6 protein-coding genes are annotated in these 13387 nt (G+C 57.5%); 2 read left to right on the forward strand and 4 right to left on the reverse strand.

Going from position 1 to position 13387, the window contains the following annotated elements:
* Positions 1 to 43: 43 nt before the first annotated feature.
* Genes AACX88_RS16290 through AACX88_RS16300 form a run of 3 tightly spaced genes read right to left on the reverse strand, consistent with a single transcriptional unit; the run spans position 44 to position 3147 of the window.
* Positions 44 to 736, reverse strand: coding sequence for a hypothetical protein (locus AACX88_RS16290; RefSeq protein ID WP_339393914.1), 693 nt, complete (start codon positions 734 to 736; stop codon positions 44 to 46).
* Positions 733 to 2757, reverse strand: a complete 2025-nt coding sequence (locus AACX88_RS16295; RefSeq protein ID WP_339393915.1) for a glycosyltransferase — start codon at positions 2755 to 2757, stop codon at positions 733 to 735. Before AACX88_RS16295 ends, AACX88_RS16290 begins: the two co-directional genes overlap by 4 nt.
* A gap of 3 nt (positions 2758 to 2760) precedes the next feature.
* Complete coding sequence (locus AACX88_RS16300; protein WP_339393916.1) at positions 2761 to 3147, reverse strand: hypothetical protein; 387 nt, start codon at positions 3145 to 3147, stop codon at positions 2761 to 2763.
* 1529 nt (positions 3148 to 4676) lie between these two features.
* Here AACX88_RS16300 and AACX88_RS16305 point away from each other — a divergent pair.
* On the forward strand, positions 4677 to 8654 hold the full coding sequence (locus AACX88_RS16305) for a glycosyltransferase (RefSeq protein WP_339393931.1): 3978 nt from the start codon (positions 4677 to 4679) through the stop codon (positions 8652 to 8654).
* Between the two features lies 1 nt (position 8655).
* The gene (locus tag AACX88_RS16310) at positions 8656 to 11307 is read left to right on the forward strand and encodes a heparinase II/III domain-containing protein (RefSeq protein ID WP_339393917.1); all 2652 of its coding nucleotides are present in this window, start codon (positions 8656 to 8658) and stop codon (positions 11305 to 11307) included.
* 165 nt (positions 11308 to 11472) lie between these two features.
* Here the strand turns inward: AACX88_RS16310 and AACX88_RS16315 are convergent, their stop codons facing one another.
* Entirely contained in the window at positions 11473 to 13359 is a 1887-nt protein-coding gene (locus AACX88_RS16315) for a glycosyltransferase family protein (RefSeq protein WP_339393918.1), read from the reverse strand.
* Between the last annotated feature and the right edge of the window lie 28 nt (positions 13360 to 13387).

Raw genomic sequence — 13387 nt, forward strand, 5'->3', positions numbered from 1 at the left:
AGGAGGTTTGGATGAATTCTGATTTAAGAATGAAAACAGTGGCCTATTTCCTCAAATCAGTTGTGGCGTGGTTATAGTCTCCATCGCTGAACCGGGAATTCGGATCGTCCCGGATTGTTGAGAACCGAATACCAATCCGAACCGAAATAAAGAGTGCACTCAAGCGTTTGCGTTCAATATCGGAAATTCCTTCCCCGTCGACAATGAGCGTATCGGCAGAAAGATCACCTGCAAATAGTAGCGCGATTGCCAGACGGGCGCGTATCGCAATAACCGGGTGTGGCGATGCGGCTAAGTCAAACACAAATGCGTTTGAAGCGACGGCAAGAGAAGAAAGTGCTCTCATCGAGCCTGACCACTCTGAAGCAGGCAATATAGCGATGGATGGCACATCGTTTCGGATATCAGCCGGCGTAAAACCGACGTAGACTTCTCTGATGCCGAGTTCCAGGGGTTTAGGATAATACTCAACGGGACTAGGTCGCACGGGCACGTGTTTCATATCGTTCTCGATAGCCGTGGCGGTGTTTGGTCCTAACCGATGCGGCAACTGCAGGTCGCCGCTGGTCCAGTGGCCGAATGCAAGATACGCAGCCATGGCTTCGCGCTCCGGGTTCACGAACGCGGGGGCATGATCCATGAGCAACGAATCGACTGGAGGGACAGCGTCGTACTCCTGCAGCTCCGTGTGAAATCCGACTTGTCCGTAGTTGGTACCTTTCCAGGTAACTTTCACGCCAGATACTCCTCCGCGTTGCGTCCGATAATGAGCCATGGGGCGTTTGCGTTCTTGTTTATCTGCTCAGAGTGGGTTATCCCGACCGCGTCTCGTTGGTGGCCTGTATCCATGAAGTACAGTTGTAAATCCGCCGGAGCGGGCGCCTGTGCATTCACTCGGTGAACTTCAACGATCTGCCCCTCAGGTGCTTGGTTAAGATAATCTTTGACAGCTTCAAGTTCCCACGGCAACGATTCAGAGTCGGTGGCAAGTTCATGTCCTACAAGTTCAGTTTTCAAGTCGAACCCTAGCGAGACTAGCTTTACCATGTCTCCGTATGTGGCGTGCGAAACGGAAAGATGAGATTTCAAAACCGTCGTACTCTGTGTCAATGATCTCAACTGAGGGCGGCCATCGAACTGTGGCAGTTCGTTTGGTACAACTTCGAGTTGAACAGTCGCGTTTCGAGATACAAGGTGATCCGGAAGATACGCCTCGATCATGTGCGCGTATGTTTCACGATCACCTATGGGAGGATAAGAGTTCAATTTTGCTTCCTCGGCCAGTTTGGTTTTGTGCCAATTGGTCAGGCCGAACTGGAAGTACTGAAGTGCTTGTTTGGCTGAGTCGCCCTGGTTTGAAGAATCGACGGCCGTAACTTGGCTGTTGTGCCGGCGGCGGAGGAGGATTGGCTTGCCACTGTGGCTTACCTTGTATCCCGATCTCAGGAGTCGAAGAAAGAAGTTGTTGTCGACGCCGCTGCTGATCGACTCGTCGTACCGAATGGACCTCATTACGTCTGTGCGTATCATCCACGTACCGTGGCCAGGCGCGCCCCCCTTTTCCGCCGCTTGGGCAAGCGTTGGCACGCGGGAGACGATGAGCTCCATTTCGCCAGTGTTGTCATCGAAGTTGACGAAGGATCCAGCTGACCCTACGAATCCTGCGGTAATCGCCTCAATTTGCCACTCAAGGCGACGCGGTGGCATCAAGTCATCGTCGTCCATAACTGCTGTGTAAACGCCTCGGCTTACGTCCAGCGCAAGGTTTCGACCGGTCGAAATTCCCTTTGGATCCTGTCTAAAGTATCGAATTCGCGGATCACTGAAGGACTTAACGACCTTCTCGGTCGAATCATCCTCGGAACCGTCGTCGACAATTACGATCTCGAAGTCCTGCACGGTTTGAATAAGCGTCGACCGGATGGCCTCTTTGAGAAGTTTGGCGCGGTTCCGAGTAACGAATACCACACTCACCAAAGGAATGGCATCCTGTGGGCGAAATCTCCAGTGCGTCGTATTTCGTGTGTACGATTTATCGTTGTACACGACATCTTTATTGAACTTCACCGCCTCGCGGCCGGCTTCTGTCTGCTCAACTGAACGAAGAGTGGGTGGGTGCCACATGTGATACATTCGAACCTCGGGTTCGTCCACCCACACTGTTCGGTATCCCGCGCGCCGAGCACGTTGAGCGAAGTCCAGATCCTCGCCTCCGTACGTGTGCAACCGCTCGTCGAAGCCACGGATCTTCTCGTAACCAGCAGACGGGATGGCCATCATTCCGCCCATACCCCAACGCGGGCGCAGGCGACCAGCTTGTTCCATCTCTTCCCAGTCAATCTCGGTCAGCGAGGTGAAGTAGTCATCGCCCATCGTTTCGGGCAGATCCCGGCACTGGAGAAATAGGGCACAATGCTCAGCCTCGCGCGCGGTTTCCACTATTTGGCGAATTGAACCGGGGGAGAAGAGCATGTCTGCATCAGTTGAGATAAGGAGCTCGCCTTGGGCAATTGCGAAGCCGGCATTCAGCGCGCGTGAGCGGGACCATACAGGATCTCCAGCTGTGTATATATACTTTGCTTCGAGATCTGTTGCGACTTGCTCGGCAGGTTCGGGCTCGACGCTGCCGTAGTCGGAGATAATCACCTCTCCTCGAACGGGCCCGAACGATTCAATGATGCTATGCGCCGACCGACGGATACGTTCGGTACCCCAGTCTCGGAAACCAATGACGACGGATACGTCTAGCTTTCCCACTGACTATGCCTCCTCGCCGATAATCACTGTTGGCCGATCAACCACTGTTGTTTCAAGTACCATTTCGCTGAACGTGCTATCTGCCTCTGGCGCGGCGGAGGTCCACGGTGCAATAGATAGCACTGCACTTCGGGTCCCACTGGGCGGAAGGAACTCGGGAAGAAAGAGATTGGATTGCGCAAGTGCATCGGGTAAGTAAACGAACGGGCACTCGAACGAGGTCGACCACATCAGACCAATAGGAACGTTGTCCCTGTGGGTCTCCGCATTGGATCCGACGAATGTCACCTTCAGGATGAAATCTTTGTGAATGATGTCTTTGGCCACCTTCAGAACCGGCCTCACAGGGCGCACAGAATCGGGCAATCGGAACATCAGTGAAACAACCACGTGGCAGTTCCTTTCAATGGCAATGACGGGACTCTAGCACTTCTGTGGGAGAAGTGACGTGCGCTCCCGTCGTTCAGCTGGCTTAATCCTCAGGCATTGCAGAAGGTGGGTGCCGTTGCGCTCTACCTCGGGTTGAAGATGAGGTGGGTCGTGCAGGGCGGTAGGCAGGATTGCGCCGGATGAGTTATGGACGAGACGAACGGACTTGCTTGCTGATATTAGCATTGGCTCGATCGTCCAGGTGCCAGCTTGGGGTTCGGCACACGGGTTGCAGAGCACGCTTCTTCCCGTGGGTCTCCTGCCAGGAGATAGAGCGGAACAACCATGCTTCTTCTGGGCCTCAGGCTCCCTCGTGAGTTGGAAGACACGCAGGGCGTCCCCTGTGTTCGTTCATGGGCCCCGAACGGGGTCTGATTGTTGGTCGTGGCATTAGATCGCTCCGGGTTCGATGGCACCGGGCGTGTAGGGTCAAATGTCTAGTGCCTCCTTGCCCCAAGGTATTCTATGACCGTGTAACGAAGTCCTCGCGCCGTTTACTTTGATCTGTCCACCCGTCTGGATGAGGGAGCAAGACCATGGAAGCTCGGACGTCACGCGATGGTGCAGGGGGCCTCCCGTTCTCCGAGCGGGCTCACCGATTACTGTGATCTGTGGTGACGGTGAAGCAAAGCCGAAAGCCCAGGCTTGAGATTACCAACGGTGTAGGACGTCGAACTTGAAGCGACACGGTGAGCGGTGAAAGCTCGCGAGGAGAATCTATGCATAGCGATGAACGGCGCAAGCCAGACCAGTGGCGGAGCTTGGTCAACGAGTACTTCATCGACAATCCATGGGAGCTGCTTCGCGAGTATACGCAACTGTCAGAACGAGAACGCAGTCACAGTGAGAGTGAAACTCAGCGACGGGTCGCTGAGCAACGTCTGGAAGAGGTCAATCGAGACAATGAGAAGTTCAGCAGGGAGAGGGCGGAGCTTGCCCGAAACCTTGCGACCGCACGCAGCTCATTGGACGCGTACCGAAAGGAGACTAGGAGGCTCAAGCAAGATCTGCAGCGCGTACGCAACTCGCGAAGCATGCGTATCGGCAAAGTAGTAACACAGCTCTTGTCCCCCTTGCGTGGACTTCCCGGCGTTCGTCGATCAGGTGAGAACCCATCAGCGGCAAGAGCCCAGAGCGCACTCGCGCAGCCGGCTGATTCTGACGCCCAATCGATGAGTGAGTCCGCTTTGAATTCAGCGTCTGTCCGACATGACGCATTGAGAAAGCCGCTCAGCGCAGACCAGCAGGATTCGTCGACAATAGTGCCGAAACAACAGCCGAAGCACTGGCAACTCAGCTACGAGCAGCTCGAGGAGAAGTTGACCGATGATCCGCAGGTCGACGTCCTCAGTGCATTGCTCAACCGTGCGTGGTTCCAACGAGGGGATATTAGCGCGTGCGAGAAGTTGCTCGCGAATCACAGAGCGATAGCCGACGAGCTTCCGGAACCTACGAAAGCACTGGTACGTCGTGTTCACGGTGCGGCGCGAATGCTTCGCGGTAGAGTCAGCGTTCCTCCCCGAGCCCACAACGTAGCTTACCGCGTTGAACCCGGGCGAGTAATCTACTGTGTCCACTCGGATCCTGCGTACGACTCGAACGGTTATTCCACGCGAACTCGCGGTCTGGTGGATGCCATGCGCCAATCCGGCATCGACGTCTCGGTCGTCTCCCGACTCGGCTATCCTTGGGATGTTCACCCGGACTCGGCCCCGGCGACCCACGAGCGCGACGTCATTGAACTCGGAGGGGTAGATTATGTCCACCTTCCCGGAGCAAACATCAATCGCGACCCAATCGACGAGTATGTTCTCAAAGCAGCTGACGCATATGTGCGTGAAGCGAAGATTCGTCGCCCCGAACGCATTCACGCGGCATCGAACTTCCGCCAAGCGCTTCCCGCACTAATTGCCGCCCGGCGAATCGGTATCCCCTTCGTCTACGAGGTCCGCGGCTTGTGGGAACTGACAGAAGCCGCATCCAAGGAGGGGTGGGAGCACAGCGAGCGATTCGCGCTTCAAGTTGAGCTGGAGAACCTCGTTGCGACTGAAGCCGATCATGTTCTTGCGATCACGGCCCAGGTGCGCGACGAGCTGATCGCCCGCGGGGTCGCGCCTGAGCGAATCACGCTTGCACCCAACGCCGTCAACTCAGACGAGTTCCTTCCTCTCCCCGCTGACAAGGACTATGCGCAGAGTTTAGGCATCACGCTGGACCGCCCGGTGATCGGTTTCGCCGGTAGCCTCGTCGCCTACGAAGGCCTCGACCTTCTGCTCGAGTCGGTACGGATGATCCGAGATCGCGGTATTCCGGTTCAGGTGGTCATCGCGGGCTCAGGTGCAGCTGCGAAAGAGCTGCAAACGTTGACTGCGCAATTGGATCTTGAAGACGATGTGACGTTCGTCGGCAGGGTGCCGATCGAAGACATTCCACGGTTGATGAGCTTCATGGAGATAATGCCGTGTCCGCGCCTGTCCACCAGTGTGACGGAGCTTGTCTCTCCGCTCAAACCTCTTGAGTCATTTGCCGCAGGCAATGTTGTGGTGCTGTCGGATGTCAGTCCCCAAGTTGACCTGGCACCACCTGGCAGCGGTCGTGGCTTCTTATTTCCCGCTGGGGATGCGGAGGCGCTCGCTAATACCCTTGCCGACGTGCTGTTGAATCCGGACCTCGCACGCTCTGTCGCGCGTGCTGGACGACTTTGGGTTGCACGGGAACGCACATGGAAATCCCTGAACGCCGAAATCCGTGCCGCCTACACCAGTGCTGATCGACACTGGCGGACGTCTCTGCTCGAGGTCCCTCACCGTCCTCTTGACTCCATCAGGCTCGGCATCGTTGCTGACGAGTTCACAACGGAAACTCTGAGCCACCGAGTGCAGGTGGTCCCGATTTCCCGTAAGGATCCTCTCGCCGCGCTCGAACAGGATCTCGACGCCGTATTCATCGAATCTGCCTGGGAAGGCAACGGAGGAGAATGGTTTCGCGGTGTGGGATATTACAACGACGAAGAGTTCGCGGCACTTGAACTGTTGTTGCGGAGTGCCCAAGAAAGGGGCATCCCCAGAATCTTCTGGAACAAGGAAGACCCGGTGCATATCCGCCGCTTCCTACCGACCGCGACGCATTTCGACCATGTATTCACCACTGATGCGTCTTTATTGGGCGACTATCTCGCTGCCGGTGGATCGAGTGTGCGCACCGCCTCTGCCCTTCCGTTCTACGCCGAACTCACACTTCACAACCCAGTGCAATCACCTGCCTCATTGGGTCCGCCGACTGCAATGTATGCGGGTACCTATTACGGGGACCGCTACGCCGCCCGCTCACAGGAACTTGTAGGCTTGCTGCGTGCCGCAATCCCGCACGGTCTGACGATCTACGACCGTCAATATGGCAAGTCCGACACTCCGTATCACTTTCCGCGGGAGTTCACTCCTCAGATCAGCGGGTCCCTGCCCTACTCCGAAGTGCTCAACGCCTACCGCTCTCATTCCGTGAGCCTGAACGTCAACTCCGTCACCGACAGCCCGACCATGTTCTCGCGACGTGTGGTTGAAGCAGCCGCAAGCGGAGGAGTTGTGCTCAGCGGCCCCGGCCGCGGGATAGTCGAGACGTTCGGCGGGGCGATTCCGTCATCGGCCGACCCGTACTTCCATCGTGCCCTCCTGCGAGCTTGGGCCGCTGACCCTGCTGAACGCTTTGACGAAGCGTGGTTCCAACTCCGGGCTATCGCCCGCGCTCACACTACTGAAACGTCCTTGGCCATCATGCTGCGCACTGCAGGCATCGCTGTCGACGGCCTTTGCGATCCGCGATATGTGGCCGTTATGTCAAACGATCTCTCGACCACAGCGATTGAGAGAATCAACGCGTCGGGGAGCGATGGCCAGGTCCTGTTACCTGCGCTGGAGACAATCCTCAACCAATCCGTCCCCCCAGCGGCGATCGCAGTAGCCAACGGGGAGGTGGCATCAGTGCAGAAATTCACCGACGTCCCTGTCATCTCCGCAGAGAACGTCCAAGAATGGTTCCAAGATGGAGGAGCCGAGGCAATTATTGAGTTCGCGGCGCCAGCGTCACGTACTTTCGCAGAAGATCTGCTCATCGCCTACAGGTTCCGTGGCGACACAACCATAACGGCTCGAGAATTTGCAGCGGGCGACGACTCACGTTTACTTGCCAGCCCGGTTGCTGACTTGTCGATCAGCGACGACGACCTGGTAGTCGGCAAGTTCACAATGCTGGCTGGCGATGACCGGTCAGGTGGGGACACCAGGAACGAAGAAGTATCCTCCGTTGCGGCCGATAGCGAGTTCACGGGCCCCGACGAAGGTCTTACGATGATCGTGCCTCCTTACTCAACGACCACGACTGAAAAGGCCGACGCACCGCTCAACACGTCGCTTCAATTAGTTTCATCCGAGTGCGACGATTCCGAGGAGGGTCGTCAAACTGTGCTTATCGCTGGGCACGACCTCAAGTTCATTGCGCCTTTCATCGTCCACCTCGAGACACAGGGCCATACCGTGCTCATCGACAAATGGGAGGGGCACAGTGCCCACGACGAGGTGAAATCCAAGGAACTCCTTGACCGGGCGGACGTCGTCTGGTGCGAATGGGCGCTCGGCAACGCCGTCTGGTATTCCCACCACGTCAGCCCGGACCAACGACTTGTGGTCCGCGTGCACCTGCAGGAGATCGACCTGCCGTACCTGCTCAGAATCGACTCGGACAACGTTGATGAGTTCATATTCGTCGGTGAGCTGATTCGCCGTGCCGCCCTCGAAGGACATGGAGTGCCGGCTGGCCGGAGCGTCGTCGTGCCCAATTTCGTCCGTACTGAGGCCCTGGCTCGACCTAAATCCGAAGGGGCTGCGTTCACTCTGGGCCTCGTCGGAATCGTTCCCCAACGCAAACGCCTCGACCTCGCTATCGACCTTGTCGAAAAGCTACGCGAGACGGATACTCGTTATCGTCTGCGCATCAAGGGCAAGCGCCCAGAGGAGTATTCGTGGATGGCGAAACGGCCCGAAGAGATGCGCTATTACCGGGAACAGTACGAACGCATTGAACGCCTCAACGATGCCTCCGAAGAAGAGATCGTCGTCTTCGACCCGCACGGCGCGGATATGGAAGAGTGGTACCAGGAGATCGGAATCGTCATATCCGTCAGCGACTTCGAGTCGTTCCATCTCACTCTGGCTGACGGCGCAGCCAGCGGTGCCGACGCTGTTTCCCTGGCCTGGGACGGATCGGATCTCATCTATCCCGCCTCCATGCTTTTCCCGGATGTTGCGAGCATGGCTGCCGGTCTCGTCGACAACGCGGAGCACCAGCGTCGGAGACAGGACATAGCCGCTGTAGTTGCCTCGTTCGACGAGCACATCGTCTACGAGCAATTCACCGACCTCCTCTTCCCAAAGGCCGCGCCTGTCCACGAGCTGTCCAATCCTCGAAAGCTTTGACATGAGTGACCGGACCATCAACTCGGTTGCCGATTCTGCTCGAAGACTTCTGCCGATCAATCACGATTCTGGTGCCCAGAAGCGAGTCCGAACGTCAATGCGCGATCACACAGTTCGCCTCGGCGCGTCGGCCCTATCCCCAATCGATGCAGGGGCGCTTTGGGAGTACGGAACGGACCGTTCTCGCGGCCGCCACGCCCATGGCTTCACATTCCTCGCCGATTGGATCGGCGCGGCTCCCTCACTTGACACTGAGGAAGCTACGGAGCTTTCGACCCTATTCCATCGGTTGCTCTCCGAATGGGACGAACGATTCGACCTGCACCGGGAGTCCGCGCCAGAGATGGCGTTCCACGACGAAACCACCGCGCAGCGACTTCTCGGTGTCGTGGGTGTCCTCGACCGGTTCGCCTTGACCGAAGAACAACAGGACTATTTCAGGGACTTCGCGCAGCGGACCGCCGCGATCCTCGTCGAACCCGACTTCTATGGTGGAGTGAACAATCATGGCATGTTCCAGGACCTCGCTCTGATTGCCTGGTCATCCATCGTTTCGCCGACCGGCAACGAACTTGGTGACGACGCCTGGGACCTTGCCGCTAGGCGACTGCACACCTATTTCTCCGCGTGTTTCACCGCAGAAGGTGTGCACGTGGAGAATACTCCTACCTACCACGTCATGGTTGCCAGATACTTGCCGATACTCGCTGACGTCTTCGCTGAGGCAGGATCCCCGGAGGCCGAATTGTACAGAAAGCTGCTGCCCGGGGCAGCCGACTACGCAGTTCACTGTATAACGCCCGAAGCCCTCTACCCGCCCGTATCTGACACCCATCGGCGACGTCTTGACTCCAGTGCCAATCTAGAGACATTCACAGACGGGGAATTCGAGTACGCGGCCACAGGCGGAGCTCGCGGCACACAACCTACAGTGCGCACGAGGGTCTTCCCGAATTCCGGCTATGCCCTGACCCGGTCTGCCTGGGGCGACCCGGACGCCACTTTCGTCCACTTCGCGTGCGCCTACAACGCTGACTATCACAAGCACTCCGACGAACAGAGCATCTACCTGCGCTCTGGCGGCCGCGACCTGTTGTGCGAAGCCGGTCCGTATGGTTACAACTGGCGCGACCCATTCACGACGTACGCCTACTCTTCGGCAGCGCACAATTCGCTTGTTGTCGGCGGAAAAGGCCTGCCGCGAACCGAGCCCGAAAACAAGCGCAGTGCGGATTCCTTGCCTTTGAACGAGCTGGACGTTCGACTTGCTCGGGACGACCTGCTCGACGCTACAGGAACCACGCGCAGATACAAAGGGCGAGTGTGGAAGCGCAGTCTCCGCGTCGCTCACGGACGCAGTGCCTCGGATTCGCTGCTGACGATCACCGACACTGTTGGTTCCACGGTCGGACCGGAGAATCTCACCTTTATTTGGCATATCGGCTGCGGTTTGCGAATAGCGTTGAGGTCTAACGGGGCAGAGGTGTTCGACCGGGCCGAGAAGGTTATGGAGATCGAGTTCCACGCAACGGCCCCTATGACGCTCAGGGTCGTCGAAGGTGCAGAGGAGCCAAGCATCCAAGGCTGGAAGTTTCCCGACTTCGGCCAACGCGTTGCCAGTCCGGTTATCCTTGTTGACATCCGCGCTGAGGATCTGACGCTGACGACAGAGGTGAGGCTGTCAGATTTCGCGTGGGACAGTGTTGACGCGGTAACTGGCGATGACCATTCTGACTCGTTTGAGGACCTCACCGTGAATGGGCAAACCGTGACAACTTGGTCATCGCCAGGTTCCAGCGACCGATCTGTGCTTATCCTCTCCGAATACTCCTCAGAGGCGGAACGTGAGCGTTTGGTTGCAGCACTGGCAAAATCGAATCACACCGTTGAGTACTTCGCCGATATCGCGGCACTCATCGGCGGAACCGCGGAGGTCGCTCACAAAGACTCGACTGCCGCCAGCGACTTCGTTCCCGCTAGGGAAGCAGCGATCGACCAGATTGCCCAAGTAGTCGTCGAATACATTCACTCCCAGGCATCGAGCGGTATCCAGGTGACTGTCGCCACCGTGGGGCTGGGATTCGGTCCTGGCGTGATAGCGGCACTGGAGTCCGGAACACCTTTGATCTCACTCAATCCCGTTCTCCCGACCTCGGAGACTGATCCCGTTGCTGCACGGTTCGACGATCGATTCACTCAACTCATTGCCGAACATCCGACTGCGGACATCGAAATCCTGTCCAGCGGTGATTCAGCCGGCGAGTTGAAGCGAAGTCTGCGGGTCCTCGGATCGAGGACCCGCACATATCCCCGGCTTCAAAAGCTGTTGCGCGCCGATCTCGAGGACGGATTCTCCGGTGTTCTGGTCAACGCTCTGGATGTTCGGGGCGGTGATGCATTGAAATTCCTCGCTCTCTACGATCGACTTGCGAGAGAATTCGTCCTGGAAATTCCTGATGCTGCAGGAGCCGAGGTTTCAGTGAGGGTATTTCGAGGCCGGGAACAGGTACACGCGATGCCGTACGCTCCCGGTCCCAGCCATCACGTCGCCTACGTCGGAGAAGTCGGTCCCCATCGCTTACGGGTCCATATACGTGGCCCACAGTTCAGCGAGCCCATCGTCTTCACCACGACGCCACTGCGGGTGCGCTGAGCTTGGGGTGTCATTGCACGGGGCAGGCGGTCATCGGTGAAGCCCTCTAGCCACGATTCTCAGGGATGTGCGTCAACGACTGTCTCCAAACGAGAAACTTACCGAGAATCGTTATGTTGACGCCGAAGCAGACGCTTCGCGGATCTGCTTGGGTCGTCCATTGCCTCAGAAGAAGTAGTGCTCGGCCCCGAATCCGAATGAATGTACGTCGGAATTCGCCAGCAGCAGGTCGTCGCCGACCGTCCATGTGTGCGAATGGCTCCCACGGACCTGGACGAAGTTGAATCGGTCGGCAGAATAGATCCGTCCCCCATCGGCAACGATCCTCCGTTGCAGATCAGTATCCTCACCCAGCGTACGCTCGGCGAAGGGGTGATCCAGGAACAAGTCGCGTCGCGCCATGAGCGTCGGACCCATGACAAGATCGGTGTAGCGATGCTCTCGTTCGGGGAACCGGCACATAACGATATTGCGATTCCTCAGATACAGGTAGTGGGCTTGTTTCCCTACCAGCTCGGCGCCCGAGTATCGCAGCGCAGCCAACTGGTCCGACAGGTAGTGCTGGCCGTACATGTCGTCGTCGTCCATTTTTGCTATGACGTCTCCATCGGCAGCCGCAATACCGCGGTTAAGACACGCACCCAAAGACTCGCTGGCATCCACGCGAACGATCTCAAGATCGTCGATTCCCGCATCTTTTGCGCGAGTGGCAATGTCGGCTGGGACGGTGAACCCGTGCGCGACCAGTACAAGTTGCTTGTCCACCGCGACCTGTTGTGAATGAGCGTGGAGGATGTTCGTCAGGTGATCGGGTCTGTTTGTTGAAACGACTGCAGATACGGAACTACTCGAGGGGTCTTCGAATTCAACGTCAAGGGATTCCATCACGGTCATCGCCCTGTGGCTGTATGTGTGTTCCCTCCAGATTCGGCGTTGAGCTTTGTGGACAGTGCGATCTCTGAGCTCCCGACTTCTGACCAGGGCCCTAAGCGTCCATTCGGCGTCCTCTCTGGTCGTCGGTTGAGGAACTTCGTCCTGAGGGAAGAATTCCGTCGTGGCGGCACTTGGCGTCGTGACGACCGGCGTGCCGGCTGCGGCGATCTCGAAGATCCTGCGGGCGCACATGCTCGGAGAATCGATGACCGAGTTCACGTTGAGGAAGACCTTGTAATGTTTGTATGCGGTCAGCAGGTTTCGATAAGGAAGTGACCCGACGACATGGTCAGCCAACTCGCCGGGAAACTGATATCGCTCATCGTCCCCAAGGAATCGAGAGAAGATCTCAAGTCCGTGCGTCATGCGACCCGAGACGTTGGCCGCTGCGCCGAGCAGCAAATCCATTTGCTCGCGTCGTTCCGGGAACTTGTGAGCAAAATACATGCCAGCGAACGCTATGTCGCGAGCGGCGTAATTCCGAGAGGGTCTCGCCGGTGAATGAATCGCAGGCTGTGCTGCAAATGGCAGTACACCGACTTGATCGTGCCCGAGCTCCGCTTGATACTTCGGAACGAGACGAACGTCGCTTGTAAAGACAACATCGCAGAGTCGTGCGAGTGGAAGGAAATCGTCAAAGTGCGGTGGATCCTCCTTGTTCCAGAACACCACAGCGAGACCTCTCCGCCTGCACTCCTCCAGAAGTTCGATTGCGTCCGGTTTGATGCCAGAAGCTCCGGTGAGCTGAAATTGCCACTCCCCTTGATTGCCGTTCCATGCCGACTCGAGAAAGACGAAGTCGAGGTCATCCAGTTGACTTTTCCACGCGGAACGCTTCAGTGCCACTAGCTGCCACTCGTACCCGAAACTTTCCATCGAGAACTCGTCAAGTATGACTCCAACCCGAAGGTGGTCGAAAACCGGCCGACGAGTAGGCGCCGGCAAGGGCGGGAACACCTCGCCCAAAGAGGACGATTGAAGGCTCAACGAAGCGACGGTTGGGTCAGCATCGACACTGATCTGCTTGACCTGTCGCCTGCGGTGCCACGTGCGCAATTGCGTCAACCCGCCCCGCCGCAGGTGCCAGATAGCGGTCCTGATGGTGCCCAATGGCGTCACGGCCAATTCATATTCCCTTCTGAAACCG

Source organism: Brevibacterium metallidurans (assembly GCF_037101285.1).
Classification (GTDB): Bacteria; Actinomycetota; Actinomycetes; order Actinomycetales; family Brevibacteriaceae; genus Brevibacterium; species Brevibacterium metallidurans.